The sequence below is a fragment of the Mycobacterium sp. genome, assembly GCF_047975165.1.
Classification (GTDB): Bacteria; Actinomycetota; Actinomycetes; order Mycobacteriales; family Mycobacteriaceae; genus Mycobacterium.
In genome coordinates, this window is sequence record NZ_JBKECZ010000091.1 from 1 (window position 1) to 26,883 (window position 26,883).

General features: G+C 68.2%; 27 protein-coding genes and 2 riboswitches. Of the genes, 15 read left to right on the plus strand and 12 right to left on the minus strand.

The genetic code is table 11. From position 1 onward, the window contains the following. The first annotated feature begins 330 nt into the window (after nucleotides 1-330). From ACK5M9_RS09430 to ACK5M9_RS09450, 5 genes are all read left to right on the plus strand, one after another. Nucleotides 331-930 (plus strand): DNA-binding protein, encoded by a 600-nt coding sequence (locus tag ACK5M9_RS09430; RefSeq protein ID WP_416892909.1) that lies wholly within the window; start codon nucleotides 331-333, stop codon nucleotides 928-930. Beyond that, a complete protein-coding gene (locus tag ACK5M9_RS09435) occupies nucleotides 915-1,577 on the plus strand; it encodes an RES family NAD+ phosphorylase (RefSeq protein WP_416892940.1) in 663 nt (220 codons plus the stop codon). The genes ACK5M9_RS09430 and ACK5M9_RS09435 overlap by 16 nt, the downstream gene beginning before the upstream one ends. 165 nt (nucleotides 1,578-1,742) lie before the next feature. Then, nucleotides 1,743-2,459 carry a phosphatidylserine decarboxylase gene (locus tag ACK5M9_RS09440; RefSeq protein ID WP_416892910.1) on the plus strand — a complete coding sequence of 239 codons (717 nt, stop codon included), beginning with the start codon at nucleotides 1,743-1,745 and terminating at the stop codon, nucleotides 2,457-2,459. Beyond that, complete coding sequence (gene pssA, locus ACK5M9_RS09445; protein ID WP_416892911.1) at nucleotides 2,456-3,325, plus strand: CDP-diacylglycerol--serine O-phosphatidyltransferase; 870 nt, start codon at nucleotides 2,456-2,458, stop codon at nucleotides 3,323-3,325. Before ACK5M9_RS09440 ends, pssA begins: the two co-directional genes overlap by 4 nt. Beyond that, entirely contained in the window at nucleotides 3,322-5,481 is a 2,160-nt protein-coding gene (locus tag ACK5M9_RS09450; protein ID WP_416892912.1) for an AAA family ATPase, read from the plus strand. Before pssA ends, ACK5M9_RS09450 begins: the two co-directional genes overlap by 4 nt. 36 nt (nucleotides 5,482-5,517) lie before the next feature. Here ACK5M9_RS09450 and ACK5M9_RS09455 read toward each other — a convergent pair whose 3' ends face one another. The 4 genes from ACK5M9_RS09455 to ACK5M9_RS09470 form a co-directional block, all read right to left on the minus strand. Further along, nucleotides 5,518-6,648 carry a glutamate--cysteine ligase gene (locus ACK5M9_RS09455; RefSeq protein ID WP_416892941.1) on the minus strand — a complete coding sequence of 377 codons (1,131 nt, stop codon included), beginning with the start codon at nucleotides 6,646-6,648 and terminating at the stop codon, nucleotides 5,518-5,520. Between the two features lie 13 nt (nucleotides 6,649-6,661). Then, nucleotides 6,662-7,384 (minus strand): superoxide dismutase[Cu-Zn], encoded by a 723-nt coding sequence (gene sodC, locus ACK5M9_RS09460; protein ID WP_416892913.1) that lies wholly within the window; start codon nucleotides 7,382-7,384, stop codon nucleotides 6,662-6,664. 76 nt (nucleotides 7,385-7,460) lie between these two features. Further along, the gene (locus ACK5M9_RS09465) at nucleotides 7,461-7,940 is read right to left on the minus strand and encodes a LytR C-terminal domain-containing protein (RefSeq protein WP_416892914.1); all 480 of its coding nucleotides are present in this window, start codon (nucleotides 7,938-7,940) and stop codon (nucleotides 7,461-7,463) included. A 52-nt stretch (nucleotides 7,941-7,992) separates the two neighbouring features. After that, on the minus strand, nucleotides 7,993-8,301 hold the full coding sequence (locus tag ACK5M9_RS09470) for a DUF3263 domain-containing protein (protein WP_416892915.1): 309 nt from the start codon (nucleotides 8,299-8,301) through the stop codon (nucleotides 7,993-7,995). Between the two features lie 200 nt (nucleotides 8,302-8,501). Here ACK5M9_RS09470 and ACK5M9_RS09475 point away from each other — a divergent pair, with 200 nt between their 5' ends. The 5 genes from ACK5M9_RS09475 to ACK5M9_RS09495 all read left to right on the plus strand — a co-directional run bounded on the left by ACK5M9_RS09475 (nucleotide 8,502) and on the right by ACK5M9_RS09495 (nucleotide 13,329). Then, nucleotides 8,502-9,098, plus strand: coding sequence for a peptide deformylase (locus tag ACK5M9_RS09475; protein ID WP_416892916.1), 597 nt, complete (start codon nucleotides 8,502-8,504; stop codon nucleotides 9,096-9,098). A gap of 61 nt (nucleotides 9,099-9,159) precedes the next feature. After that, the gene (locus tag ACK5M9_RS09480; protein WP_416892942.1) at nucleotides 9,160-9,963 is read left to right on the plus strand and encodes an exodeoxyribonuclease III; all 804 of its coding nucleotides are present in this window, start codon (nucleotides 9,160-9,162) and stop codon (nucleotides 9,961-9,963) included. 114 nt (nucleotides 9,964-10,077) lie between these two features. Then, nucleotides 10,078-10,189, plus strand: a riboswitch (TPP riboswitch). A 4-nt stretch (nucleotides 10,190-10,193) separates the two neighbouring features. Beyond that, on the plus strand, nucleotides 10,194-11,828 hold the full coding sequence (gene thiC / locus ACK5M9_RS09485; protein WP_416892943.1) for a phosphomethylpyrimidine synthase ThiC: 1,635 nt from the start codon (nucleotides 10,194-10,196) through the stop codon (nucleotides 11,826-11,828). A gap of 17 nt (nucleotides 11,829-11,845) precedes the next feature. Beyond that, on the plus strand, nucleotides 11,846-12,685 hold the full coding sequence (gene thiD / locus ACK5M9_RS09490) for a bifunctional hydroxymethylpyrimidine kinase/phosphomethylpyrimidine kinase (protein WP_416892944.1): 840 nt from the start codon (nucleotides 11,846-11,848) through the stop codon (nucleotides 12,683-12,685). Further along, nucleotides 12,682-13,329 (plus strand): alpha/beta family hydrolase, encoded by a 648-nt coding sequence (locus ACK5M9_RS09495; protein WP_416892917.1) that lies wholly within the window; start codon nucleotides 12,682-12,684, stop codon nucleotides 13,327-13,329. The genes thiD and ACK5M9_RS09495 overlap by 4 nt, the downstream gene beginning before the upstream one ends. A gap of 208 nt (nucleotides 13,330-13,537) precedes the next feature. Here ACK5M9_RS09495 and ACK5M9_RS09500 read toward each other — a convergent pair whose 3' ends face one another. The 4 genes from ACK5M9_RS09500 to ACK5M9_RS09515 all read right to left on the minus strand — a co-directional run bounded on the left by ACK5M9_RS09500 (nucleotide 13,538) and on the right by ACK5M9_RS09515 (nucleotide 17,936). After that, nucleotides 13,538-14,026, minus strand: a complete 489-nt coding sequence (locus ACK5M9_RS09500; RefSeq protein WP_416892918.1) for a DUF4190 domain-containing protein — start codon at nucleotides 14,024-14,026, stop codon at nucleotides 13,538-13,540. Between the two features lie 351 nt (nucleotides 14,027-14,377). After that, a complete protein-coding gene (locus ACK5M9_RS09505; protein ID WP_416892945.1) occupies nucleotides 14,378-15,799 on the minus strand; it encodes a peptidase in 1,422 nt (473 codons plus the stop codon). Between the two features lie 160 nt (nucleotides 15,800-15,959). After that, the gene (locus ACK5M9_RS09510; protein WP_416892919.1) at nucleotides 15,960-17,483 is read right to left on the minus strand and encodes a M28 family metallopeptidase; all 1,524 of its coding nucleotides are present in this window, start codon (nucleotides 17,481-17,483) and stop codon (nucleotides 15,960-15,962) included. A gap of 114 nt (nucleotides 17,484-17,597) precedes the next feature. Beyond that, nucleotides 17,598-17,936: a CD225/dispanin family protein gene (locus tag ACK5M9_RS09515; RefSeq protein WP_416892920.1), complete on the minus strand. Its 339-nt coding sequence runs from the start codon at nucleotides 17,934-17,936 to the stop codon at nucleotides 17,598-17,600. Between the two features lie 116 nt (nucleotides 17,937-18,052). Here ACK5M9_RS09515 and ACK5M9_RS09520 point away from each other — a divergent pair, with 116 nt between their 5' ends. After that, nucleotides 18,053-18,595, plus strand: a complete 543-nt coding sequence (locus ACK5M9_RS09520) for a serine/threonine protein kinase (RefSeq protein ID WP_416892921.1) — start codon at nucleotides 18,053-18,055, stop codon at nucleotides 18,593-18,595. 46 nt (nucleotides 18,596-18,641) lie between these two features. Here the strand turns inward: ACK5M9_RS09520 and ACK5M9_RS09525 are convergent, their stop codons facing one another. The 3 genes from ACK5M9_RS09525 to thiO form a co-directional block, all read right to left on the minus strand. Next, nucleotides 18,642-19,397, minus strand: a complete 756-nt coding sequence (locus ACK5M9_RS09525; RefSeq protein WP_416892922.1) for a thiazole synthase — start codon at nucleotides 19,395-19,397, stop codon at nucleotides 18,642-18,644. Continuing rightward, complete coding sequence (thiS, locus tag ACK5M9_RS09530; protein WP_416892923.1) at nucleotides 19,390-19,596, minus strand: sulfur carrier protein ThiS; 207 nt, start codon at nucleotides 19,594-19,596, stop codon at nucleotides 19,390-19,392. The genes ACK5M9_RS09525 and thiS overlap by 8 nt, the downstream gene beginning before the upstream one ends. Beyond that, nucleotides 19,593-20,615 carry a glycine oxidase ThiO gene (gene thiO / locus ACK5M9_RS09535; RefSeq protein ID WP_416892924.1) on the minus strand — a complete coding sequence of 341 codons (1,023 nt, stop codon included), beginning with the start codon at nucleotides 20,613-20,615 and terminating at the stop codon, nucleotides 19,593-19,595. The genes thiS and thiO overlap by 4 nt, the downstream gene beginning before the upstream one ends. Beyond that, nucleotides 20,607-20,750, minus strand: a riboswitch (TPP riboswitch). Its footprint overlaps the gene before it by 9 nt. A 28-nt stretch (nucleotides 20,751-20,778) precedes the next feature. Here thiO and thiE point away from each other — a divergent pair. After that, nucleotides 20,779-21,471 (plus strand): thiamine phosphate synthase, encoded by a 693-nt coding sequence (thiE, locus tag ACK5M9_RS09540; RefSeq protein ID WP_416892925.1) that lies wholly within the window; start codon nucleotides 20,779-20,781, stop codon nucleotides 21,469-21,471. Here thiE and ACK5M9_RS09545 read toward each other — a convergent pair. Next, entirely contained in the window at nucleotides 21,443-22,075 is a 633-nt protein-coding gene (locus tag ACK5M9_RS09545) for an NUDIX hydrolase (protein ID WP_416892926.1), read from the minus strand. The two genes, thiE and ACK5M9_RS09545, sit on opposite strands and share 29 nt — an antisense overlap. 114 nt (nucleotides 22,076-22,189) lie before the next feature. On the opposite strand from ACK5M9_RS09545, the gene glnX reads away from it, so the two are divergent. From glnX to ACK5M9_RS09560, 3 genes are read left to right on the plus strand one after another with little or no spacing between them, the layout of a single operon-like run. Beyond that, a complete protein-coding gene (gene glnX, locus ACK5M9_RS09550) occupies nucleotides 22,190-23,509 on the plus strand; it encodes a protein kinase G-activating protein GlnX (RefSeq protein ID WP_416892927.1) in 1,320 nt (439 codons plus the stop codon). Beyond that, the gene (locus ACK5M9_RS09555; protein WP_416892928.1) at nucleotides 23,506-24,486 is read left to right on the plus strand and encodes a glutamate ABC transporter substrate-binding protein; all 981 of its coding nucleotides are present in this window, start codon (nucleotides 23,506-23,508) and stop codon (nucleotides 24,484-24,486) included. Before glnX ends, ACK5M9_RS09555 begins: the two co-directional genes overlap by 4 nt. Then, complete coding sequence (locus ACK5M9_RS09560; protein WP_416892929.1) at nucleotides 24,486-26,774, plus strand: serine/threonine-protein kinase PknG; 2,289 nt, start codon at nucleotides 24,486-24,488, stop codon at nucleotides 26,772-26,774. The genes ACK5M9_RS09555 and ACK5M9_RS09560 overlap by 1 nt, the downstream gene beginning before the upstream one ends. Nucleotides 26,775-26,883: the final 109 nt, after the last annotated feature.

Sequence of the window (26,883 nt, forward strand, 5' to 3'; positions counted from 1 at the left end):
CCGAGAATTACAAGTTCGCTCAGCTCGACGTGATCCGCGCCGATCTCACGGCGAAGTTCATCGAGGGCGGCCTCGACGGACGGTGTTTCGGTGATGGCGTGACGGCGGCGATTTGTCGGCATTGACAATGAGTGTCAACACCGGTGTGACACCCATTTCGCGATGTGATGCCGCCGGTGCTCGGTTCCCCGGATGGTGCTGTGCCGGTAGACCCAGCTCAGGGTGGCCAGTTCGACGTCCTCGACGGTCTTCTACGGCTCGCCCCACACGGTCAACTAACGCATATAGACTCGCGTTAGATATCGTTAGCCGATGTGAGGATGGCCCGAAGTGACTGTTGACGAACTTGACCAGCTCTTGCGCGACCGCTTCGGCCTAGACCGAGCCGACCTCATCGCTGCACTCATGACGCTGCCTGCCCACCGCCCTTGGGCGGCGGCGCTGACCGCAGGTGAGGCCCGCCTGCTCGATGTGGCTGGGCTCACCGAGGACCCCGACGCCTACGTCGAGATCGCGGCGGACGTCACCGCCCACATGGGCCGTCTCTACAGCACCGCCTACACCGCTGCCGAAGTTGCAAGCGGCTTGGGCGTGAACAACTCCCGGATCCGTCAGCGCCGCCTCGAACACACTCTGTGGGCGATCGACGATGGCGGATCATGGGTGTATCCGGACGTGCAGTTCCAACTCGTCGACAACGGCCGTAACGCTCCCCTGTCGCTCAAGCACGTCCGCGGCCTCGACCGAGTCCTGCCGCACCTGCTGACCAAAGGACTGCACCCCACCGCGGTCGCCGGCTTTCTCCTGGTACCGCAGGACGAACTGCGCATCGACGGACAACCACGGTCGGTCAAGGAATGGCTGCTGCACGGTGAACCTGTAGAGCCGGTGCTCAACCTCATCGACGTTGGCGACTGGGCCGCCACGTGACCCAAGACCCTACGCTGCCCGACCCGCCAACCCCGCCCGAGCTGCGCGCACTGGGGATTCTGACCGGCGAGACCCGAATCATTCCCACCCACGAGCTCTGGTGGCGCGTCCACAAAATCGCAGGCGAGCACGTCTTGGCATGGAACGCGCTACGCACCTTCGGGCCACTGCTGCGTTTCGACCCGCACCACCTACCCCAAGGTAAGGATCCCGGCCGTGGCGTCTGGTACGGCGCCTCCACTCCCGACGCCGCCTTGGCCGAAGCCTTCCAAGTCGACCGCACCATCGACCGCGGTGGCAACCGCCCGTACCTGACCGCGCTGTCGTTCACCCGACCGCTCACCGTCCTGGACGTCGCCGCCGACAGCACGGGCGCCTGGGCCACCCGCGTCGGCGGCACCTCCGCAATCTCCACCGGCCCGTATGCCATCACCCAGTCCTGGGCGCGGACCATCGTCGACGCCCACCCGAACTTTGACGGGCTGCGCTACAACAGCCGCTTAGCCGGCACCCCGTGTCTGGCGCTATTCGCGCCTGCCGCCGACGCGATACCCGGACGCCCGGAACTGTCACTGCCACTGACACACCCAGACCTGGCTAGCCGCATCGCCGGAGCGGCCAAACGCCTGGGCTACGGCGTCGTCTGATCCGGCCTCATGACATAGGTTGACAGGTTCCTGCGACGTAGCGCCCCAAGCTTCCGGCCCGGGGCGCTACGCTCGCCCCACCATCCTGGCCTGTCAGACACCGCCAGAGCCCCCCTCACTCCCGCACCCTCCCCACCAACCCCGCCGCTCCGTAAGATGACCCGCGTGGCACGACGCCCTGACTCCGCCCAAGGTCCCGCGCACCTGCTCGAGTTGGTGCGTTCCACCGTGCCGCCGATGCACCCGGCCGGGCGCCCGTTCGTCGCCGCCGGGCTTGCCGCGGCGGCCGCCGGATACCGGCATCGGTGGCTGCGCCGCACCGGCCTACTGGCAGCGGGGGCCTGCGCGGGGTTCTTCCGCGAGCCCGCGCGGGTCCCGCCCAGCCGTGAGGGCGCGGTCGTCGCTCCCGGCGACGGCACGATCTGCGTCCTGGACTCCGCGGCGCCGCCGGCCGAACTCGGCATGGGCGACACTCCGCTGCCCCGCGTCAGCATCTTTTTGTCCATACTGGATGTCCACGTACAACGGGCTCCGGTGAGCGGGGAGGTGATCGCCGTGCAACACCGTCCCGGGCGTTTCCTGTCCGCCGACCTGCCCGAAGCGAGCGAGGCCAACGAGCGCACCAGCGTGCGAATCCGCACAGACCTCGCCGCACCGGATGCCGGCGCCGCGGAAGTGGTCGTCGTCCAAGTCGCCGGGCTGGTGGCGCGGCGCATCGTCTGCGACGCCCACGCCCGCGACCGGCTCTCTATCGGCGACACCTACGGCCTGATCCGGTTCGGCTCCCGGCTGGACACCTACCTGCCGCCCGGTACGGAGCCGCTCGTCGAGATCGGCCAGCGCACCATCGGTGGCGAGACGGTATTGGCCGAGCTGATATGACCGGCAAACCCGTGCGCAGGCGGACCAAAGACCTGCACCTGGCGCACCTGGTGCCCAGCGCGATGACCGTGCTGTCCATCTGCGCGGGCCTGACGTCGATCAAGTTCGCCCTCGACGCCAAACCGGTCCCGGCGATGGCATTGATCGCGGTGGCCGCAATTCTCGACGCCCTCGACGGCCGGGTGGCCCGCATCCTGGATGCCCAATCGCGAATGGGCGCCGAGATCGACTCGCTGGCCGACACGGTGAACTTCGGGGTGACACCGGCCCTGGTGGTCTACGTGACGCTGCTGTACAAGTGGCCGATCGGGTGGGCGGTGGTGCTGTTCTACGCGGTGTGCGTGGTGCTGCGCCTAGCGCGCTACAACTCCCAACTCGACGACGGGTCCCTGCCGCCCTACGCCAAGGAATACTTCGTCGGCATGCCCGCCCCCGCCGGGGCGGTCTCGATGATCGGAACCATCGGCCTGAAACTCCAGTTCGGCGAAGGCTGGTGGACTTCGGTGTGGTTCCTGACGTTCTGGATCACCGGCACGGCGCTGCTGATGGTCAGCACACTGCCGATGAAGAAATTCCACACCCTGGCGGTGCCACCCAACTGGGCCGCCCCGCTGCTGGCGGTGCTGGCGGTCGCCGCCGCCGCCGCGGTTCTGGTCCCCTACATCCTGATCTGGGTCATCATCATCGCCTACGTCTGCCATATCCCGTTCGCCGTGCGAAGCAAACGCTGGCTGGCCGAGCACCCCGAGGCGTGGGAGGACAGCAACAAGCAACGCCGTGCCGCCCGGCGCGCGACCCGGCGAGCGCAGCCGCACCGGCGGTCGATGGCGCGACTCGGTCTACGCAAGCCGGGCAGGCGACTGTGACAGACGCCCGGCAGCTCACCCTCACCGCGCGCCTGAACACCTCGGCCGTCGACTGCCGCCGCGGCGTTGTCCGCCTGCATCCGAGCGCGATCGCCGCGCTGGGCATCCGGGAATGGGACGCCCTGTCGCTCACCGGATCCCGCACCACCGCTGCCGTCGCCGGCATTGCCGACGGCGACATCCCGGTCGGCACCGCCCTGCTCGATGATGTGACGCTGTCCAACGCCGGACTGCGCGCGGACACCGCGGTGATCGTCAGCGCGGTCGCGGTCTACGGCGCACGGTCGGTCACGCTCAGCGGTTCGACACTGGCCACCCAATCGCTGTCCCCGGTCACGTTGCGTCAGGCATTGCTCGGCAAGGTGATGACCGTCGGCGACGCGGTCTCGCTGCTGCCCCGCGACCTGGGCCCGGGAACCTCCACGTCGGCCGCGGCCCGGTCGCTGGCGTCGTCGGTCGGGATCAGCTGGACCTCCGAGCTGCTGACCGTCACCGGGGTCGACCCCGGGGGGCCGGTGAGTGTGCAGCCGAATTCGTCGGTCACCTGGGGCACCGAGATCGCCCAGGCGTCTCCGGCGATCCCATCCGCCGAAGTTTCGGCTCCCGCGATACAGGTCGAGGATCTCAAGGGCGCCCAACCCCAGGCGGGGAAACTCACCGAGTGGCTCAAGCTCGCCCTCGACGAGCCGCATCTGCTGAAAACCTTGGGCGCCGGCACCAACCTGGGTGTGCTGGTCTCGGGCCCGGCCGGAGTGGGGAAGGCGACACTGGTGCAAGCGGTGTGCTCCGGACGCCGGCTGGTACAGCTCGACGGCCCGGCGATCGGGGCGCTGGCCGCCGACGACCGGCTCAAGGCCGTCACGACGGCGGTAAAGCAGGTGAGGGAGGACGGCGGAGTCCTGCTGATCACCGACATCGATGCCCTGCTGCCGGCCACCCCGGAACCGGTTGCCGCACTCATTCTCGGCGAGTTGCGCACAGCGGTGGCCACCACGGGTGTCGCACTGATCGTCACCACCGCGCTGCCCGACCAGCTCGATGCACGCCTGCGCTCACCCGAGCTGTGCGACCGGGAGCTGGGGCTGCCACTGCCCGATGCCCGCACCCGCGGCGCACTGCTGGAGGCGCTGCTGAGGGACGTCCCGGCCGAAGAGCTTGACCTTGACGAAATAGCTTCTCGTACACCTGGTTTCGTAGTTGCCGACTTGGCGGCGGTCCTGCGGGAGGCCGCACTGCGGGCAGCGTCGCGGGCCAGCGCCGACGGCGACGAGCCCAAGCTGAGTCAAGACGATCTCGGTGGTGCGCTGTCGGTCATCAGGCCGCTGTCCCGCTCGGCCAGCGAAGAGGTGAGCGTCGGCAGCGTCACCCTCGACGACGTCGGCGACATGACCGAGGCCAGACAGGCGTTGACCGAGGCGGTGCTCTGGCCGCTGCAGCACCCCGACACCTTCGCGCGGCTCGGCGTCGACCCGCCGCGCGGGGTGCTGCTGTTCGGCCCGCCCGGCTGCGGCAAGACCTTCGTGGTCCGCGCCCTGGCCAGCACCGGGCAACTGAGTGTGCACACCGTCAAGGGGTCCGAACTGATGGACAAGTGGGTGGGCTCGTCGGAAAAGGCGGTCCGCGAACTGTTCCGGCGGGCACGCGATTCCGCCCCGTCCCTGGTGTTCCTCGACGAGGTGGACGCGCTGGCGCCGCGGCGCGGGCAGAGCTTCGATTCTGGGGTGAGCGACCGGGTGGTGGCGGCGCTGCTGACCGAGCTGGACGGCGTCGACCCGCTGCGCGACGTGGTCGTCCTGGGCGCAACCAACCGGCCCGACCTGATCGACCCGGCACTGCTGCGTCCGGGCCGGCTGGAACGGATGGTCTTCATCGAACCGCCCGACGTCGACGCCCGCCGCGAGATCCTGCGGACCGCGGCCAAATCGATTCCGCTGGGCGCCGATGTCGACCTCGAAGACGTGGCCGCCGATCTCGACGGCTACAGCGCCGCCGACTGCGTGGCCCTGCTGCGCGAGGCCGCCCTGGCCGCAATGCGCCGGTCCATCGACGCCGCCGAAGTCACCGCGGCCGACCTGGCCACCGCCCGCGAAACCGTACGGCCGTCGCTGGACGCCGCGCAGGTGCAATCCCTGCGCGAATTCGCCCAGGCCCTGTAGGGCGTCGGTCCCCGCCGGGCTCTGGCCGGGCCGGCGTCAGATGACCAGTTCGCCGACCAGCTCGTCGACCACGGCGCGCAGGTCGCCGTCGTGCTCCTCGGCCACCCGACGCTGTCGCTGGTAGGACGCGCCCAGCCGGGGGATGTCGGCGACCGCGGCCAGCTCGTCGGCGCAACACAGTCTCCGGGCGAGGGGTTCGAGGCGGGTGAGCACATCGTCGAGATCCGCAGTGACCAATCGTTCATTGCTGTCGGCGTCCTGGATGATCTCGGCATCCAGCCCGTAGCGCGCCGCCCGCCACTTGTTTTCCTGGACGTGCCAGGGCGGCATCGTCGGCAACCGTTCGCCCGCCTCCAGCCGGCGGTCGAGGTCGACGATCAGGCAATGCGTCAGCGCCACCAGCGCGCCGAGCTCACGCAGATTGGACACCCCATCGCAGATCCGCACCTCGACGGTGCCCAGGTGCGGCGACGGCCTGACATCCCACCGGACTTCGTCGACGTGATCGATGATGCCGGTTTTCTTCTGGTCGTAGACGAAGCCCTCGAACTCCGACCACTGTTCGAACTGGAACGGCAGCCCGGCGGTCGGCAACTGCTGGAACATCATCGCCCGGTTGCTGGCGTACCCGGTGTCCACACCGCCCCACCACGGCGACGACGCCGACAACGCCAGCAGATGGGGGTACTGATTGAGCAGCGAGGAGATGATCGGCATCACCTTCTCCGGCGACGACAGCCCGACATGCACGTGCACCCCCCAGATCAGCATCTGCCGGCCCCACCATTGCGTGCGCTTGATCATTTCGGCATAGCGCGGCGCGTCGGTCAGCTTCTGGGTGGACCACTGCGCGAAGGGATGGGTGCCGGCACAGAACAGCTCCATGCCGCGCGCCCGCACGATCTCGCGGGCCGGGCCCAAAGTGTCCCGCAGATCCTGCATCGCCTCGCCGGTGGTGGCGCAGACACCGCTGACGACCTCGACGGTGTTGCGCAGCAATTCCTTGTGCACCCGCGGATTTTCACCGATCTCGGCGATCACCGCAGTGGCCTCGTTGCTCAGGTCCCGGGTTTCGGCGTCGACGAGTGCGAACTCCCACTCCACGCCCAGGGTCGGGCGTTGCGACCGGGCAAAGTCAATGCGGTTGGCCGCTCGGCTCAGCGGCAGCCTGCCGGGCCCATTACCCGGACCCAATGACACCGCACGCCACCCGCTTGCCGGCGTCGCCAGTCGCTGTCGTGGTCTCGTCGGGGCCGGGTCGCCCGCTGGTCTGGTAGCGGAAGGGAATGTTGCCGAAATTGTCCGAACGCTCGTGGATGATGATGGCCGTCCCGCTGCCTTCGGTGAGGTCATCGGCGGTGACGGCATCCGTCGTGGTGACCAGTGTCCCCGACCCGTCGGCGCGGACCTGCAGCGAGGTCAGATTTCCGCTGGTGGTGGGGCCGGTGTCCCCGGGCAGCGAAAAGTGCCCGCCCGCCGACATGAAGTCGCCCTGGCCCCCGCCGGTGGGTGCGACCGAGTTCGGTTCGCACTTACCCACCTTGTGCACGTGCACGCCATGGAAGCCGGGCGCCAGCACCCCGGCGGTAACGGTCGAGAGCGTCACGGTGGCATAGCCTTTGGAGAAGTCGAACTTGGCTGTGGCGACCTCCGTGCCGCCGGCCCCCTTCAGCACCGTCGTCAAAGAACCGTCGGCCGCCGGGATCCCCTCGCCACCCGACGTCCCTTCGGCGTCACCGGAGCCCGACGGCGCCGGCGAACCCGTCCAGATCGCCGGCGTTGTACCGGGTGTGTCCGCTGGCTTCTGGGGTGACGAGCACGCACTCACCAGCGCGACGCAGGCGACCGCCGACAAGGCGGACACGGTGATTGTTACGGGGGAGCGACCGGCGGGCGTAGGCATAGCCGAGAGCCTAATAGCAATCGACCCGCGTCGCACCGGTCGGGGGGCAAGTCGTCACCGGAGTCGGAAATCGCCTTCAGCCCGCAACCAGGACGACCACGCCCGGCGGCTGTTCGGCGAGTGCGGGAATGCGCTCTTCGACGGGCGCGCCCAACTTCACACCAACCGCGTCGGCGGTGGCCCGCTCGGCGTCGTCGCCGTAATACACCGTAGTTACCGCGACGTCGGGAACCGTGAGATTGGTGACCTCGGCCACGTTGAACCCCGCTTCCCGGAGCTCATCGGCGGTGCGTCCGGCCAGGCCTTCCAGCTCCGAAATGTTGTAGACGCGTACCTCCGCCCGGGTTTCCGCGGGAGCGGTGCTGGCCGGCGCCGCTGCGGTCGTTGCGGTCGGCGAGGACACCGTGGTGATCTGCAGCCCGGCATCGTCGTCGGCTTTGCCGGCCGTCCCCAGAGCCTGCCAGCCCAGCAGCAGGAAGATGACACCCAGGAACAGCAGCACCATCACCATGGCCCGCAGGGGAAGCCCCGAAGAGTCGGGTACACGCTCGCTCATCGCACCAACTGTAGCCAGCCGAACACAAGAAACCGCAACGGCGCCAGAGCCGTCAGGTCACCTCGAAACCCAATCGCCGCGCGGCCCGGGCCTTCTGCCGGCTGGCGCGCAGCCGCCGCAGTCGCTTCACCAGCATCGGGTCGGCGGCCAATGCTTCGGGCCGGTCGACCAGCGCGTTGAGCACCTGGTAGTACCGGGTCGCCGACATGGAGAACAACTCTTTGATGGCGTCTTCCTTCACGCCGGCGAACTTCCACCATTGACGTTCGAAAGCCAGGATGTCGTGCTCGCGGCGGGTCAAACCGTCGGCGACGGCGGATTCGTCCCCCGCTGGGTTTACCCGCGCCATGGCGCTGTCCATACCGCTTCCCTGGACCCTTCCGGCGTATGCCCGGTTGCTCGAATAACGTGACCTACTCGGGGCAATGTGTTGCGCCAGTATTGAACCACGCCGCGATGGGGTCGCCCGCAATCCCGGCCCGCGCGTCGGACGAATCGGCGCGCATTGGCAGGTCCGCGGGTTGTGTTCGGTGCGGTTGGTCGCGGTTAAGCTAGCCGACCATGGCAGTCGTTCCCATTCGCATCGTCGGTGATCCTGTCCTGCACACCCCGACGACGCCCGTTGCGGTAGCCGCCGACGGGTCACTACCGGCCGATCTGCCCCAGCTCATCGACACCATGTACGAGACCATGGACGCCGCCCACGGTGTCGGACTGGCCGCCAACCAGATCGGCTACGGGCTGCGGCTGTTCGTCTACGACTGCGCGTTGGACCGTGGATCGAGCGAGCAGCGGCGCGGGGTGGTGATCAATCCGGTACTGGAGACCTCCGAGATCCCCGAGACCATGCCCTCGGCGGGCCACGACGACGACGAAGGGTGCCTGTCGGTCCCGGGAGAGTCGTTCCCGACCGGCCGCGCCGACTGGGCCCGGGTCACCGGACTCGATGCCGACGGCAAGCCGGTCGACATCGAGGGCACCCGGTTGTTCGCTCGCATGCTCCAGCACGAAACCGGCCACCTGGACGGCTTCCTCTACCTGGATCACCTGATCGGCCGGCACGCCCGGTCCGCCAAGCGCGCGGTCAAGTCGAACGGCTGGGGCATTCCCGGATTGTCGTGGCTACCCGGCGAGGGGCCCGACCCGTTCGGCCACTGATCCCAGATCCCATCGCGGCCCGCACCGGACAGTAGAGGAGCACGCCATGCCGGACGGCACCCTGCGAATAGCCACCTGGAACGTCAACTCGATTCGGGCGCGCATGGACCGGGTGGTCGGCTGGCTCGCACGCGCCGAAGTCGATGTGCTGGCCATGCAGGAGACCAAGTGCACCGACAGCCAGTTTCCCGCACTGCCGCTGCATGAACTCGGCTACGAGGTCGCCCACGTCGGCGTCAACCAGTGGAACGGCGTGGCTATCGCCTCCCGGGTGGGACTCGAAGACGTGCAGGCCGGTTTCGCCGGTCAGCCCGGCTGGAGCAGCAAGCCCGGCACACCCGCCGCACCCGAAGCCCGTGCGCTGGGCGCCACCTGCGGCGGTGTGCGGGTCTGGAGCCTGTACGTGCCCAACGGGCGGGCCCTGGACGATCCGCACTACACCTACAAGCTCGAATGGCTGGCCGCACTGCGCGATACCGCCTCGGGCTGGCTGCGCGAGGACCCGTCGGCACCCATCGCGCTGGCCGGAGACTGGAACATCGCACCCACCGACGAGGACGTCTGGAGCACCGAGTTCTTCGAGGGCAGCACACACGTCTCGGCGCCGGAACGCAATGCCTTCAGCGCCATGGCAGATGCCCGGTTCACCGATCTGGTACGGCCATTCACACCGGGCCCGGGGGTGTACACCTACTGGGACTACACCCAGCTGCGGTTCCCGAAAAAGCAGGGTATGCGGATCGACTTCATCCTCGGCTCGCCGGCGCTGGCGCAACGGACGATCACCGCCGAAATCGTCCGCGAGGAGCGCAAAGGCAAGTCGCCCAGCGACCACGCACCGGTGCTGGTCGACCTGCGCCCCTAGCCGGCAGGGCCGCGGCACCTGCACATCCACCAACGGCTGCGCTAGCGTGGACATCACCCGGAGCCGACCCGGTGGGGCCGCCCACCGAACCGGAGCCGGGCGGCCGATTACCGCACGAACAACACGCGGGAGCGCAATTCTCATGCGCTGAGAGGACGGCTGCGAGCCGTCGACCGTACGAACCTGACCGGGTAATGCCGGCGTAGGGAGATTGCAGGATGACTGACGTTATTTCCAAGACCGTTGAACCTCAGGTGACCACCGGGCCCATCGCGGGCAGCGGCAAAACCTACCGCGACGTCGACGGGGTGCCCGGAGCGCGGGTGCCGGTGCGGCGGGTGCAGCTGTCCACCGGGGAACACTTCGACCTCTACGACACCTCCGGGCCGTACACGGATCCCGACGCGGTGATCGACCTGACCGCCGGGCTGTCCCCCCGGCCCGGCGTTGTGCGCGATCGCGGCACCCAGTTGCAGCGCGCCCGCGCCGGCGAGATCACCGCGGAGATGGCGTTCATCGCGGTACGCGAGGGCATGCCCGCCGAACTGGTGCGCGACGAAGTGGCCCGGGGGCGGGCAATCATCCCCGCCAACCACAATCACCCCGAGAGCGAACCGATGATCATCGGCAAGGCGTTCGCGGTCAAGGTCAACGCGAATATCGGCAATTCGGCGGTCACCTCCTCGATCGCCGAGGAGGTCGACAAGATGGTCTGGGCGACCCGCTGGGGCGCCGACACCATCATGGACCTGTCCACCGGGAAGAACATCCACGAGACCCGCGAATGGATCCTGCGCAACTCGCCGGTGCCCGTCGGCACCGTGCCCATCTACCAGGCGCTGGAGAAGGTCAAGGGCGACCCCACCGAACTGACCTGGGAGCTCTACCGCGACACCGTGATCGAGCAGTGCGAGCAGGGCGTGGACTACATGACCGTGCATGCCGGGGTGCTGCTGCGCTACGTGCCGCTCACCGCCAAGCGGGTCACCGGGATCGTGTCCCGCGGCGGGTCGATCATGGCGGCCTGGTGCCTGGCGCACCACCGAGAGTCATTCCTGTACACCAACTTCGACGAACTCTGCGAAATCCTGGCGCGCTACGACGTCACCTTCTCGCTGGGTGACGGGCTGCGGCCGGGATCCATCGCCGACGCGAACGACGCAGCCCAGTTCGCCGAATTGCGAACCCTGGGGGAACTGACCGGGATCGCGAAATCCCATGGCGTACAGGTGATGATCGAGGGCCCCGGTCACGTTCCGATGCACAAGATCGTCGAGAACGTACGCCTGGAGGAAGAGTGGTGCGAGGAAGCCCCGTTCTACACACTCGGGCCGCTGGCCACCGACATCGCGCCCGCCTACGACCACATCACCTCGGCCATCGGGGCGGCCATCATCGCGCAGGCGGGCACCGCGATGCTGTGCTACGTCACCCCGAAGGAACACCTGGGCCTGCCGGACCGCAAGGACGTCAAGGACGGTGTCATCGCCTACAAGATCGCCGCGCACGCCGGCGACCTGGCCAAGGGGCATCCGCACGCCCAGGAACGCGACAACGCGTTGTCGCAGGCGCGTTTCGAGTTCCGGTGGAACGATCAGTTCGCACTGTCGCTGGATCCCGACACCGCACGCGAGTACCACGACGAGACGCTGCCGGCCGAGCCGGCCAAGACCGCGCACTTCTGTTCGATGTGCGGACCGAAGTTCTGCTCGATGCGCATCACCCAGGATGTTCGGGACTACGCGGCCAAGCACGGACTGGAGACCGAGCAGGACGTCGAAGCGATGCTGGCCTCCGGAATGGCCGAGAAGTCGCGCGAGTTCGCCGAGCACGGCAACCGGGTGTACCTGCCTCTCTCGCAGTGACGTCGGTGCCGCCCAGCCTGCCCGCGCCGCCCGTCCTGCCCGTGCCGCCGCCGGGCACAACTCCGCTGCGGGTGCTGACCATCGCCGGATCGGATTCCGGAGGTGGCGCGGGCATACAGGCGGACATGCGCGCCTTCGCCATGCTGGGGGTGCACGCCTGTGTCGCGGTCACCGCGGTTACCGTGCAGAACACGCTGGGTGTCAAGGGTTTTCACGAAATTCCCGGCACAGTCGTGGCCGAGCAGATCGAGGCGGTGGTCACCGACATCGGCATCCAGGCCGCCAAGACCGGAATGCTGGCATCGGCGTCGATCATCGACGAGGTGACCGCGACCTGGCTCCGCCTGGGGATGACGGTACCGCTGGTGGTCGACCCGGTATGCGCGTCAATGCACGGAGATCCCCTGCTGGCCGCCTCGGCGCTGGACTCGCTTCGCGCGCGGCTGTTCCCGCTGGCCACCCTGGTGACACCCAACCTCGACGAGGTGCGCCTGCTGGTCGATATCGATGTGGTCGACGCCGACTCGCAGCGCGCTGCCGCCAAGGCGCTACACGCCCTGGGGCCGGACTGGGTGTTGGTCAAGGGGGGGCACCTGAGATCCTCCGAGCACAGTTGCGATCTTCTCTACGACGGCACCGGCTTCTACGAGTTCGATGCGCAACGACTGCCCACCGGCAACGATCATGGCGGCGGGGACACAATGGCGGCCGCGATCAGCTGCGCATTGGCGCACGGGCACACCGTGCCGGACGCGGTGAGCTTCGGAAAGAGTTGGGTGACAGCGTGTTTGCGGGCCTCCTACCCGCTTGGCGCCGGGCACGGACCGGTTTCGCCGCTGTTCCGGCTCGGCTCATGAACCTCACGGGCCTGGATCGCATAGCGGGTATCGCCCATCGGCCCGAGCACACCCCGGTAGGCGTAGCCGTACTCACCCACGGCGCCGGAGGGGACCGGGATTCGCCTTTGCTACAACAGCTTTGCGATGCATGGGCCAGTAGGGGCTGGCTGGCGGTGCGCTACAACCTGCCCTACCGGCGGCGACGGACGAAAGGGCCGCCGCCCAACTCGGCGGTCACCGACCAGGCGGGAATCGTGGCGGCAATCCAATACTGCCGCACACTCGCCACGGGGCCGCTGGTTGCCGGCGGCCATTCCTACGGCGGACGTCAGACGTCGATGGTGGTCGCGCAGAAGCAGGCAGCGGTCGACGTGCTGGCCCTGTCCTCCTATCCCGTGCACCCGCCGGGCAAGCCGGAACGTTTGCGCACTGAGCATCTGTCCGCTATCGCCGCGCCGACGGTTTTCACCCACGGCACCTCCGATCCCTTCGGCACCTCGGCCGAAGTCCGCGGGGCGGCCGGGCTGATTTCCGCACCGACCGAGATCGTTGAGATCACCGGGGCGCGACACGACCTCACCTCGAAGACGCTCGATGTCGCCGGTCTTACCGTTGCCGCGACTCTTCGGCTGCTCGGGAGTCCCGCGGACCCGCAGGGGTGACTTCGACGAGTGGTCGCACACACGGCTTCGCCGGATCCCTGAAATTTCCAAAAACCTCCGCGGTCGCCGAAGGTCGATTAACATAACGGGCAATCGAGGGGTAGTCCGATGGCTGGCCCAACGACCGGGGGGTGCGGCGCTTCGCGCGCGGCGTCGTCCAACCGCTAGCCATCGGGCTTACTAATTGAGTCACCCCATCCGGTGGCGTCTAAACGGGCAGTGCTCTTGGCGCAGTGCACAATTCGGTGGACGAAGCAGCCGAGTAGTCGTAGTAGTCGCGGTGGTGCCGTGAGGTCGTGGCCCCCAGGAACATCATCGTCGCCAGTAGGACCACCGCGCCGCCCATCGTCAGTCCACTCACGATGATGCCGGAGATCGCCATACCGCGCCCCTGCTGACCGGTCGTCCTGATTTGGTTCAGCGCGACGACGCCGAAGATCACTCCCAATACGGAACCGACTACACAGAACAGGCCGACGAGCCCCGACACCAGCGACGCGATTGCCATGCCGTTGGTGTCCTGCTTCGGCGGGTATCCCGCCGCCGGGTAGCCCGCGGCCGGCGGGTAGCCGCCCGGGTAGCCGGAGTAGCCCGGGTATTCCGGATTGCCCGGATAGTTCGGGTAGTTCGGGTAGCCCTCGGGGCCGTAGCCCCCTCCGGGTGGCGGCATTGGGTAGTCGGGCGGCAGTTCCGTCACGACCACCGACTCTACGCCCATCGTGCCGGCATGCCTGCAACGCGGGCGGGCGCGATCAGCGAGGGAAACGCTGGTAGCGGCCGGCCTCGTCCCCCAGCCTGAGTTCGGGCTTTTTGCTCAGTACCCGGACGTGAGTGCGAGTCGTTCGCGAGCGTAACGTGGTTGCGATTTCGCACTCCGAATTTCGCCCTGGCGTTACGCTCGCGAGCAAGCGGAATCTCGGAGACCGTGTCCAAAGTCAGGCCGTAGCCCCCTCCGGGTGGCGGCATTGGGTAGCCCGGCGGCAGTTCCGTCACGGCCACCGACTCTATGCCCATCGTGCAGGCATGCCTGCAACGCGGGCGGGCCCGATCAGCGAGGGAAGCGCTGGTAGCAGCCGGCCTCGTCCCCCACCACACCGGCCCGGAACGCGGCGATGCGGGTGAACCCGGCGGGCACAGTGGTGCCGTCGGCGTCGCTGGCGACCATGCGGTTGGTGAGCAGGCCGGCCACGGCTTCGTTGAGGTCACCCGCGGACAGCACCAGCGAGTTGCCCGACGGCAGGTCGGCGTCCTCGGCCATCTTGCGGTGTGCGACGCCGGTAAGGCAGGCCGTGCGCAGCGCGGTCCACGGGCCCTTCATGGGCAGACCGCGCTCGTGCTGCACGGCGAGTGCATATCTCGACATCACGATCGACAACGCGGTGTCATCACCCTGCGGCAGGGTGTGCTGAGCTTCATCGGCCACCCTGCCCATTGTCACCAGGGCCGGCAGATCGACCGCGATGGTGTTGGTGGCCGGGCAGTAGGACGCCGGCGGAGAGTCCTTCGCATCGGGACAACCGCCTGGCCTGCGCGACAGCGTCGGCGGATTCTTGGGCGAGAAGATCACGCCCATCAATTCCATCAGCGTGTTCAACGTCTCTTCGTTGAGGGGGATCTCGCCGGTCTCCGCGGATCCGCCTGATTCGACCCGCAGGGCGGTGGGAAGATCGCCGCGACGCTGCTCCACCTCGGCTTCATCGATCCTGGTGCAGGCCTGGGTTCCGGTGATGAAGCCCATTTGGAAGGCACTGACCCGATCCAGCGCCGACCCGTGCTCGTCATCTACCACGTTATCGGCGTCCATGGTCGGATCGCGGGTGGTGATGATCCCGGCGAGTACATGGTCCAGACCGTCGCCGGTGCTGATCGTGAAGCGCGGGGACTTGCCGGCGGCCACGTGGTACATGTACACGCCGGCCAGGCAATCGGCTTGCTGTTCGCGGACGATGGTGGGGTCCTCGCCGGTGGCCAGCTTGGCCATCCGTTGCAGCGCGTGCCCGAATTCGTGGGCCAGCACCGCGTTTATCGCCATATCGCCGAAGTACTTCTGTGCGACGGCCATGAACACCCCGCGATCCCAGGCGATCATGTTGCAGCGCGATGTGAAGAAGGCGTTGACGAAGTCGTACGACTGGTTGTGGCAGACCGTCGGCCCGTCTGGATCCTCGGAGTCGAACGACACCAGCTTGCCGACCGGCCGGAACGACCCGGGCAACTGTGAGGCGTAGTTCGCCTGCCAGTATCCGGAGATGTCGTTGACCGACAGCAGAGCCAGCCTGTCGATGGGCCCGTTATCGGTGTTGAGCACCGTTCCGGTGGGCTCGGGCCCAGTCGGCCGGCTTCCGCTGGGTCCGTCGGTCGCCGGCAGGCCACCCACCCGGAACGGATCGTTGAGGCCCGACACCGCGCGGCCCGCAACTGTCGTCGAACACCCGACGACCACCAGCAGCGCACTCAGCAGCACTCCCATCGAGGTGCCGAACGGGACCTGCACCGCCCGTATCGAAGGGAACGTTCGCCACGTGCGCAACTTCATCAGACCAACCTCGTCCCAGCCGGTGCGTACCTGAGACCAATATTCTAAAGACGGCGGCCGACGTCGCCAAACGATCCCACGACCGGTCGGGGGCTCAGGGCTGATCGAGCACGTGCCGGGTACGCTCCGCCGCCGCCGGAACGCCGTTCCTGCCCCCCACGTCCTGCGCGTACAGGCCCACGGCGTACGCGACACCGCCGCCCTGGATTGCCAGCGAGGTGCGGTCGAGGTGTTCGAGGTCGTCGCTCTTCTGGTGATAGTTGGGGTCGAAGGCCTCATCGGGGGTTCCGCCCCACAGCTTGGCCTGTTCGGGGGACTTCTTGGCCTCCGCGCCCGAGAACAGCCCGCCGGAGGGAATACCCGCCAGGGTGAACCCGTCGTAGTCGGATCGACCGTCGAACGAGGTGTCCTGTGCGGTCTTACCCGAGCGCCTTAGGTAGTCGACCAGCATCCGCTCGATCCCCGCCGAACCTTCGGGCACGACCGGACGGCCACGGGCATCCAGCGGCAGCGACTGGTCGCCGTCGTAGGTGAAGTAACCCGGATTGGGCGACGCGAGCATGTCGAAGTTGAGGTAGAGCGCAATGCTCTTGAGGTCCTCGAGGTCCAGCGAGGTGACGTAGTTGCGCGATCCGATGAGCCCCAATTCCTCGGCGCCCCAGAACCCGACCCGGACCGCGTTGGCCACCGGGGGTGAACTACCAAGCTGCACAGCGGTTTCCAATACCGCGGCCACCCCGGATCCGTTGTCGTTGATGCCCGGCCCCTCCGGGACACTGTCCAAATGCGCTCCGGCCATCACCACGTCGGTCTGCGATCCGGTCTTGGTCTGCGCAATTACATTGCGGGCCTTGAATACCTGGGTGTTGGCGGTGATCTTGACCGTCGCCGGCCCGGACTTCGCCCGCAGCTGATAACCGACGGACTTGGTGACGCTGACCACCGGTATCTTCACGTCGGTGGTTGCCCCGAGCGTGCCGCCCATCGATTCCTCATCGACGTTGTCGACGATAATCAGGGCTGCGGCACCGCGGTTGGCGGCGGCGTCCACTTTCACCGAGAACCGGCAGGATCCGCGATCCACCACCACCACCGCGCCCTTGGTGGGCAGTCCGTCGTAATCCTCCGGCGTGCATCCCGGGCTGTCCTCCTCCCGGGCCAGCACCAGCGGCCCTGTCACACCCTCGCCGTCGGTGCCCGGGCTGAACTCCAGCGCGCGCGCCTCCACCGTCAGGTCGCCGACCGTCACCGAACCCTTTTCCGCGTGAAACACGTGCGCGGAGAACTCCGGTGTCTGCACGTCGAAACCACTGTCGCGCAGTGTCTGGACGACATAGTCGACACTGGCTTCATAGCCGGAAGTCCCCACGGCACGGGTGCCGTTGTTGGCGTCGGCGATCTCCTGCAGCTTGCGCAGGTGCACCAGCATTGCGTCGGCGGTGACCTTCTTCCGCATCAGGGCAGCGAACTCGGCCGCCGGCGGCTTGGCCCCGGTCGACTGCGACTGGCCGGCCCCGAGGCCGCAGCCCGTTGCGGTCAGGGCGAATACCGCAGCGACGACCGCAACGACCACCCGGACGGCCGGCGCGGCCGGAATCGCCTTCGAATTGTTCAGCATCGCGCCCAGATTAGACCAGATCGGCCCGGTGGCCCCCGGCACGACGCGCAGCAACCGTCTATACCCAGGTGCGGCCACGCCGGCAGAATCGGCCGCGGCTGGTCAGCGGGTTCGTCAGAGCGGGTTCACCAGATCGAAGGCCGCCATCGCGGCACTTGCGTCGGCGGTCAACGCACTCTTGGCGACGAAGATCCAGTAGACGACACCGAAGACGACACCCACGGCGACCGACCACAGCGCCAACTTCTTCGCACTGTCGGCCGACGCCTGCGCTTCGGCATAGCGTCCCTGTGCCCACAACTTGTTCACCTGGGTGGACTTGAAAATCGCCACAATGCCCAGGGGAGGACAGCAGAACAGGGTTGCCAGGATGGAGGCCACCAGGTAGCTGTCGGGCAGCGGCCCGACGGGAGGCTGCGGCGGAGGGTAACCCGGCGACGGCGGTTGCGTCATGATTCCTCCCGGACCACGAAAAGTATGCTGGCGTGCAGCGGCGCCAACCCTACCCGAGAACAGCCCCCCTATCGGGAAAGCGGCGCCGCCGTCCGGCGAACCGGCAAGGAGATCAGATGTCTGCTCTGGTGACCGTGCTGCGCGCCGTCGCGTGCGCGGCACTCGTGGGGGGCGCCGGCTGCGCAGGCATAGCCACCGTCGGTGCCGACCCGGAACCGCCGCCTGCCCCTGCCCCTGCCCCCGACCCCCAGGACATCCTCGCCGATGCACTGTCCAGGGGCTACTCCATGAGCAACTGCGGCCCCGAAGAACCCCCGCCCCCGGGCGTCGTCGTCGCTTTGAGCTGTGGGCAGAATTCCGACGGCTCCGGACCGGCCATGGCCACCTACCTGCTCTACAGCGACGTCACCAGCCTCAGAAACGGGTTCAGCGCCGCCATCCAGAACGAGAGCCTGACCACCTGCGGCGACACCGAACAGTCGCCGACCACCTGGCGCCTGGGCAGTACCGGCGCCGCGGCCGGGAAGGTCGCCTGCGGTACGTTCCAGGACGCCGCCGAAATCATCTGGACCACCGAGGCCAAGAACGTGTTGAGCTACATTCGCGGGCAGAACGTCGACGTGCGGGCCCTCTACAACTGGTGGCGCATCAAGGGCTGATCCCGCCGGTTCGGTTGACGCCCCGTGGGGCTCACCATGGGTTTCGTCAGCGATCAGGGCTGGAGGCCTGTGCCCAGAATCGCTTGGGAATCCGGCCGGCACGCTGCGCCAGGTACCCGGCGTGCACGGCTGCCGCCATAGCCGCCGCCATCATCGCCGGATCCGACGCCCGGGTTACCGCGGTGGCCAGCAGCACCGCGTCGCAACCCAGCTCCATGGCCAGCGCCGCATCGCTGGCGGTTCCGATCCCCGCGTCCAGCACCACCGGGACACCCGCCCGGTTCACGATCATCTCGATGTTGTGCGGGTTGGTGATCCCCAGTCCGGTGCCGATCGGCGCTCCGAGTGGCATCACCGCCGCGCAACCGATGTCTTCGAGGTGTCTGGCCAACACCGGGTCGTCATTGGTGTACGGCAGAACCACGAAGCCGTCGTCAACCAATTGCTCTGCCGCCCTGACCAATTCGACCGCATCCGGAAGAAGTGTCCGCTCGTCCGCGATCACCTCGAGTTTCACCCAGTTGGTGTTCAGCGCCTCGCGGGCGAGCTGTGCCGTCAGCACCGCCTCGGCGGCGGCGCGACAACCGGCCGTGTTCGGCAGCACAGCGATGCCCAGCCGGCCGAGCAAGTCGAGCAGCCCGGTTCCGCCCTCGGTGTCGACCCGGCGGATCGCGACCGTGGTCAACTCGGTGCCCGAGGCGACCAGCGCGTCCTGCAGCGCCGCCAGATTCCCGGCACCGCCGGTTCCCATGATGAGCCGGGAGCTGAAACTCCGGCCCGCGATAGTCAATTCGTCAGCCACCCTGCACCGCCGTCACCACCTCGAGCCGCACCGGGCTCGGCAATTCCGAAATCCTTCTCACCCATTCCGATCGCGGCAGCACAGCGGAATCCACCGCCACCGCTACGCCACGGTCGGGAAATCCCATGGACGCCAGCAGCGCACCCACGCTGATATGCCCCTCGACTTCGACGGGTCGGTCGTTGACTACCACGATCATCGGCGGGCCTCCGGCGCCATCAGTTCGCACACCACCTGCTCGGCCGTCCACGGCGCCAGCAGGAACCCGGAGCGGCCATGGCCGGTGGCAACCAGTGTCCGCTCATCGAGCCGCCGCACGATCGGCAGGTTGTCCGGCGTCATCGGGCGCAACCCGGCCAGGCACTCGACGAACTCGTACTCCCCGAGCGCGGGCATCACCGCGCACGCGTCCTCAAGAAGGTCCCGTACCCCCGATACCGCCGGGGCCGTGTCGCGGCCGTGCTCATATTGGGTGGCCCCGACGACCACCCCGTCCGACCGCGGCACCAGGTACACCTGACGCCCATGCACCCGGGCCCGAACAACCCTCTGCGGCAAGGGCATACAGCCCTTCCGCCAACGCAGACGCAGCACCTCGCCCTTCACCGGACGTACCGGCAGCCCGGGCCACAACGACGGCGCGTCGATACCGTTGGCGATCACCACGGTGCAGGCGCCCGCGGCGAAAACGTCCGCCAGACCGGCAACCGGACCCGCCCAGCGGACACCGCGGCGTTCGCAGGCCCGATCCAGCCCGTCGAGAACGGCCCGGTTGTCCACGGCCAGCTCGGTCAGCGCCCGAAACCCCTGGCGGATACCTTGTGCCAGTAAGGGTTCGACATCGCCGGCCGCCGGCTCCCACACCACCGGGTGCCCCTGGGCCGACAGCCAATCGGCCACCGTTCGCACGTCGGCGATATCGGCCCGGTCGACCCCTACCACCAGGGACTCGCGGGCCGTCACCACCGCCGGATCCAGACCGTCGAGGAAACCGCTGTCCCGCCACATCCGCAACGACTCCAGACCCAGCCGCAGCAGCCGCTCCTCACCCGGCCATCCCTCGCTGTGCGGAGCCAGCATGCCGCCGGCGACCCACGACGCACCCCGCTCTTCGCCGCGGTGCACCGTCACCGAGAACCCGGCTTGAGCAGCGCGACGTGCCACCGACAGCCCGATGACGCCCCCGCCCACGACGGCCAGCGAGTCGCCGATCGACATTCCTGCGCTCCCTTCGCCGGCATGACCCGGATCAGGTGTGACGGTAAAGGCCGGTCCGAGTCGCAAACCGGGATGCGACTCGCAGCGCCCACTCTCAGCCCCGCTGATCGACCCGGGACTCCCGTGTTCTTCGGTGTCCACGCTAGCGCGCTAACGTCGCGATGTGCAGCACACCCGCCTCGCCTCCCGGCTCGACCGGGCCCGGTTGTACCTGTGCACCGACGCGCGCCGGGAACGCGGCGACCTCGCCGAGTTCGCCGACGCCGCCCTGGCCGGCGGGGTGGACGTCATCCAGCTGCGCGACAAGGGCTCGATCGGTGAACAGCGCTTCGGCCCCTTGGAGGCGCTCGACGAACTGGCCGCCTGCCAGATCCTGGCCGAGGCGGCCCGGCGGCACGAAGCCTTGTTCGCGGTCAACGACCGTGCCGACATCGCCCGCGCGGCCGGCGCCGACGTGCTGCACCTGGGCCAGCGCGACCTACCCCTGGCAGCGGCCCGGGAGATCGTCGGGCCGGATGTGCTGCTGGGCGTGTCCAGCCACAGTGAAAGCCAAGCCGACGCGGCCGCCGCCGGGGTGGCCGACTACTTCTGCGTCGGCCCGTGCTGGCCCACCCCCACCAAGCCCGGCCGGGCGGCACCCGGGCTGCGGCTCGTCCGTGCGGCAGCCGCCGCGGCTCACCGAAAGCCGGCTCACCAAAAGCCGTGGTTCGCCATCGGCGGCATCGACGCCGGGCGGCTGGCAGAGGTGCTCGAAGCCGGCGCCCGCCGGATCGTGGTGGTGCGCGCCATCACCGCCTCCGACGACCCGCGCGCGGCAGCCCAGCGACTCAGCTCGGCGCTTGCAGCAGCCCGGTGACTCTGCGGCTCAGCTGCGACTCCGCGCCATCGGCATCGCCGGGCACACACCACAGGAAAACTCCCGGCTCGATCTCCACCGTGCGGGGCAGGCCGCGGCGCCGTTCATCGCGGTCATCCAGCGGGACACTGACCACGGCCGTCCGCAAACCGTCCCAGCTCGCGGCGAAACCCGGATGCAGCGGCAGGTCGGCCACCTCGTCCTCACCGACCCAGCGCAATTCGGCACTCTCCCTGTTGGGGACGGTCTCCAGCAGGTCGCCGGCGTCGGCGACAACGGTCGTGTAGCTCCACCGGTCACCGCCCATGCCCGCGACCTCGGCGGTGACCACCGCGGCCCGCACCCTCACCCGGCCGGCGTCGAGTCCCGCCTCTTCCCGGGCTTCGCGCACCGCGGTCTGCTCGGAAGTCTCATGGCTGTCGCGAGCCCCGCCCGGAAGGCCCCAGGTGCCGCCCTGATGGCTCCACACCGCACGATGCTGCAGCAGAACCGCCGGGGTGCCGTCGCCGCGGGGCGCCCGCAGCAGCAGGCCGGCGGCGCCATACCGCCCCCAGTAGTGGGCACCGCGCTCGGATATCACCCATCCATCGCCGTCGCCGCGCACCGGTCAAGGATATGCACCGCGGGAAATGGCACCGCCTGCGCACATCGGCGGCCATATGCTCTTAGACTTCGCTTATACGGGTTCTTGAACCGAGCGAAAGAGGTCTGACCAGACGTGACGGTTGAGCTTGCACATCCGTCGACCGAGCCGCTGGGGGCCCGCTCGCCCGCCGAGCCCGCCCACCCGCGCTGGTGGTTCGTCTCCACCACACCCGGCCGCATCCTGACGATCGGCATCATGCTGGCCATCCTCGGTGTGTCGAGCGCGTTCGCCACCTCGACCACCATCAACCATCGCCAGCGGGTACTGACCGCCGTCCTGGACCACACCGAGCCACTGGCCTCCGCGGCAGGGCGGCTCTACACGACGCTGTCGGTGGCCGACGCGGCCGCCGCGACCGCATTCATCGCCCAGGCCGAACCGCGCGACGTCCGGGCACGCTACGAGCAAGCCATCACCGGCGCCGCGATCGCGGTAACCCGGGCATCCAGCGGGCTCAGCGACGAGTCGCAGGTGCGCCTGCTGGGCCGGATCAACGCCGAACTGGCGGTGTATTCGGGACTGGTCGAAATCGCGCGCACCAACAACCGCACCGGCAACCCCGTCGGTTCGTCGTACCTGTCGGAAGCTTCGGGGCTGATGCAGTCGCAGATCCTGCCCGATGCACAGCAGCTGTACGAGGCGACGTCGACCCGAGTGGACAACGAAACCACCGCGTCCACGAAGATCCCGGCTCCGGTGATCCTCGTGGTCGCCACCACCGTGATGTTCGGCGCCTTCGCGCACCGCTGGCTGGTCCAGCGCACCCGGCGGCGAATCAACCCCGGCCTGGTCGCCGGCGGCCTCAGTATCCTCGTCATGGTGGCGTGGGTCGGGACGGCGCTGACGATTTCGACCGCCGCCAGCCGCAGTGCCAAAGACACTGCCGCGGAGTCCCTCAAGACGGTGACCAACCTGGCCATCACGGCTCAGCAGGCCCGCGCCGACGAGACGTTGTCGCTGATCCGCCGCGGTGACGAAGAGCTGCGCAAGCAGGCGTTCTACCAGCGTCTCGACGCCATGCACCAGCAGCTCGACCAGTACATCGCACGGCAGGACAGCGTCGACAAATCCGACTTGCAAAGCGCCGACCAACTATTGGTCCGCTGGCAGCAGGCCAACGAGCGGATCAACTCCTACATTTCGGTGGGCAACTATCGTGCCGCAACCGCGGTGGCGCTGGGCAAGGGCCCCGACGACGCCACCCCGGCTTTCGAAAAGCTGGACGAGGCGCTCACCAAGGCCATGGCACAGAGCCGGAATCTGCTGCGCAAGGACGTTCTCAACGCGCATCGGGGGCTGGCCGGAGCACAGGTCGGCGCCGTGGTGTTGAGTATCGGCGCGGCCATCGCGGTTGCGCTGGGCCTGTGGCCGCGCCTGGAAGAGTACCGATGATGCGGCCCGCCGCCCACGTCCGGACCGCCCTCGGGCTGATCGCGGTGGCGGCCCTGCTGGTCGCCTGCAATCATTCCGAACCGCTGACGTTGGAGGTGGCGCCGACGCTGCCGCTGCCCACCCCGATCGGCATGCAGGAAATGCCGGTCGAACCTCCGCTGCCACCGGATGACACACGCCGCAACTGCAAGCCCACCGCGAGCCTGCGCCCGTTCACCGACAAGGCCGAGGCCGACGCCGCCGTGGCCGCCATCCGCGCGCGCGGCCGGCTGATCGTCGGCCTGGACATCGGCAGCAACCTGTTCAGCTTCCGCGACCCGATCACCGGCGAGATCACCGGCTTCGACGTGGGAGTCGCCGGCGAGGTCGCACGGGACATCTTCGGCAACCCGTCGCAGGTCGAATACCGGATCCTATCGGCCGAGGAACGCATTACCGCGCTGCAGCAGTCGCGGGTCGACATCGTCGTCAAGACGATGACCATCACCTGCGAACGCCGCCAGCTGGTGAACTTCTCCACCGTCTACCTCGACGCCAACCAACGCATCCTGGCCCGAAGGGATTCGGCGATCAGCAAGGTGTCCGACTTGTCGGGCAAACGGGTCTGCGTGGCGCGGGGCACGACCTCACTGCGCCGCATACGCGAGATCGCTCCACCGCCGCAGATCGTCTCGGTGGTCAACTGGGCCGACTGCCTCGTCGCCATCCAGCAGCGCCAGATCGATGCCGTCAGCACCGACGACTCCATCCTCGCCGGACTGGTCGAAGAAGACCCCTACCTGCACATCGTCGGACCGAACATGGCCAATCAGCCCTATGGCATCGGCATCAACCTCGACAACACCGGTCTGGTCCGGTTCGTCAACGCCACCCTGGAGCGAATCCGTAAGGACGGGACCTGGAACACCCTGTACCGCAAATGGCTGTCGGTCCTGGGCCCCGCACCCTTGCCGCCCGAACCGAGGTACGTGGACTGATGAGCAGGCCCACGGCAACGGACCGGCAAGAAGATCGGGACGAGGACGACGAATACCCCGGAACCCAGCCGGCCGACGTCCTGACCGGTCCGACCGCGATGACCGGCGGCCGCCCACACGCAACCCAGGCGGTTTTCCGGCCGAATTTCGACGACGACGAGGACGAAGACATCCTGCTGGGAATCATCGACACCCAGCCGCCGGACGGTATGGCCACCCGCGCCCTGCCGCCGATGAGACAACTCGGCGGCGGGCTGGTGGAGATCCCCCGGGTGCCGGACATCGACCCGCTGACGGCCCTGATGACCATGCCGGTCGTCCCGGAGGCCAAGCGGTTCTGCTGGAACTGCGCACGCCCGGTGGGCCGATCGGACTCCAACGGCAAGGGCGCCTCCGAGGGCTGGTGCCCGCACTGTGGTAGCTCGTATTCGTTTGTCCCGCAACTGCATCCAGGTGATACCGTGGCGGGCCAGTACGAGGTCAAGGGGTGTGTCGCGCACGGCGGACTGGGTTGGATCTACCTGGCCGTCGACCACAACGTCAACGACCGCCCCGTGGTGCTCAAAGGCCTGGTGCATTCCGGTGACGCCGAGGCGCAGGCGATCGCCATGGCCGAACGACAGTTCCTCGCCGAAGTCGTGCATCCCTCGATCGTGCAGATCTTCAACTTCGTCGAGCACAACGACAAGAACGGCGACCCGGTCGGCTACATCGTCATGGAGTACGTCGGCGGCCAGTCGCTCAAGCACGGCACAAAGAAGGGCAAGTCCCAGCGGCTGCCGGTAGCCGAGGCCATCGGCTACATCCTGGAAATCCTGCCCGCGCTGGGCTACCTGCATTCGATGGGCCTGGTCTACAACGACCTGAAGCCGGAAAACATCATGCTTACCGAGGAGCAGCTCAAGCTGATCGACCTCGGCGCGGTGTCTCGGATCAACTCGTTCGGCTACCTCTACGGCACCCCCGGGTACCAGGCCCCGGAGATCGTACGGACCGGGCCGACTATCGCCACCGACATCTACACGGTCGGGCGCACGCTGGCCGCACTGACGGTGAAGCTGCCCACCCGCAAGGGCCGCTACGCCGACGGCCTGCCCGACAACGATCCGGTGCTGGCCAAATACGACTCCTTCGCACGGCTGCTGCGGCGCGCCATCGACCCCGATCCCCGCCGGCGTTTCGCCAGCGCCGAGGAGATGTCGAGCCAATTGATGGGCGTCCTGCGGGAGGTCGTCGCACTCGACACCGGCAGACCGCGCCCCGGGCTGTCGACGATCTTCAGCCCCACCCGCTCGACGTTCGGGGTAGATCTGCTGGTCGCGCACACCGACGTGTACCAGGACGGTCAGGTGCATTCGGAGAAGCTGACGGCCAGGGAGATCGTGACCGCCCTGTCGGTCCCCCTGGTCGATCAGGCCGATGTCGCCGCCCCGATGGTGCGGGCGACCGTGCTCTCCCAGCCCGTGCAGACCCTGGATTCGCTGCGGGCAGCCCGCCACGGATCGCTGGACGCCGAAGGCGTGGACCTCTCCGATTCCGCAGAGCTGCCGCTGATGGAGGTCCGCGCCCTGCTGGACCTGGGCGACGTCGACAAGGCAACCCGCAAACTCAACGACCTCTCCCAACGTGTCGGCTGGCAGTGGCGGCTGGTCTGGTACAAGGCGGTGGCCGAGTTGCTCACCGGCGACTACGACCTGGCCGTCCGGCATTTCACCGAGGTGCTGGACACTTTCCCCGGTGAGCTCGCCCCCAAGCTGGCCTTGGCCGCAACCGCGGAGTTGGCCGGCGAATCCGACGAGGGGAACTTCTACCGGACGGTGTGGCGCACCCACGACGGCGTGATCTCCGCGGCTTTCGGACTGGCGCGGACACAGTCGTCCGGCGGCGACCGTCGCGCAGCGGTGCAGACCCTCGACGAAGTGCCGCCCAGCTCGCGGTACTTCACCACGGCCCGGCTGACCAGTGCGGTGACCCTGATGTCGGGACGCTCGCACGGGGAGATAAGCGAGGACCAGATTCGCGACGCCGCGCGGCGCGTGGAGGCGTTGCCGCCCACCGAGCCCCGGGTACTGCAGATTCGCGCGCTGGTGCTCGGCGGTGCGATGGACTGGCTGCAAAGCAACGAGTCCAACACCAACCACATCCTCGGCTTTCCGTTCACCGACCACGGGCTGCGGTTGGGCGTCGAGGCGGCGCTGCGCAATCTGGCGCGGGTGGCACCCACCCAGCGGCATCGCTACACCCTGGTGGACATGGCCAACACCGTGCGGCCCACGAGTACGTTCTGAGCCCGGGCAGCGTCTACTCGGGGGCCGGGCGCCGGGGGCCGGGGGTCGGGGGCCGGGGACCGGGGGCGGGGCCGGGGCCGGGGCCGGGACCGGGGGCCGGGGGTCGGGG

Bases quoted from the DNA above. Each gene is read 5' to 3' on its own strand.
- pssA (WP_416892911.1), top strand. From the start codon at position 2,456: ATGACCGGCAAACCCGTGCGCAGGCGGACCAAAGACCTGCACCTGGCG.
- ACK5M9_RS09470 (WP_416892915.1), bottom strand. From the start codon at position 8,301: ATGGACAGCGCCATGGCGCGGGTAAACCCAGCGGGGGACGAATCCGCC.
- ACK5M9_RS09475 (WP_416892916.1), top strand. From the start codon at position 8,502: ATGGCAGTCGTTCCCATTCGCATCGTCGGTGATCCTGTCCTGCACACC.
- ACK5M9_RS09560 (WP_416892929.1), top strand. From the start codon at position 24,486: ATGAGCAGGCCCACGGCAACGGACCGGCAAGAAGATCGGGACGAGGAC.
- ACK5M9_RS09510 (WP_416892919.1), bottom strand. From the start codon at position 17,483: ATGCTGAACAATTCGAAGGCGATTCCGGCCGCGCCGGCCGTCCGGGTG.
- thiS (WP_416892923.1), bottom strand. From the start codon at position 19,596: ATGATCGTGGTAGTCAACGACCGACCCGTCGAAGTCGAGGGGCATATC.
- ACK5M9_RS09555 (WP_416892928.1), top strand. From the start codon at position 23,506: ATGATGCGGCCCGCCGCCCACGTCCGGACCGCCCTCGGGCTGATCGCG.
- thiO (WP_416892924.1), bottom strand. From the start codon at position 20,615: ATGTCGATCGGCGACTCGCTGGCCGTCGTGGGCGGGGGCGTCATCGGG.
- ACK5M9_RS09465 (WP_416892914.1), bottom strand. From the start codon at position 7,940: ATGAGCGAGCGTGTACCCGACTCTTCGGGGCTTCCCCTGCGGGCCATG.
- ACK5M9_RS09495 (WP_416892917.1), top strand. From the start codon at position 12,682: ATGAACCTCACGGGCCTGGATCGCATAGCGGGTATCGCCCATCGGCCC.
- ACK5M9_RS09520 (WP_416892921.1), top strand. From the start codon at position 18,053: ATGTCTGCTCTGGTGACCGTGCTGCGCGCCGTCGCGTGCGCGGCACTC.
- ACK5M9_RS09515 (WP_416892920.1), bottom strand. From the start codon at position 17,936: ATGACGCAACCGCCGTCGCCGGGTTACCCTCCGCCGCAGCCTCCCGTC.
- ACK5M9_RS09505 (WP_416892945.1), bottom strand. From the start codon at position 15,799: ATGGGAGTGCTGCTGAGTGCGCTGCTGGTGGTCGTCGGGTGTTCGACG.
- sodC (WP_416892913.1), bottom strand. From the start codon at position 7,384: ATGCCTACGCCCGCCGGTCGCTCCCCCGTAACAATCACCGTGTCCGCC.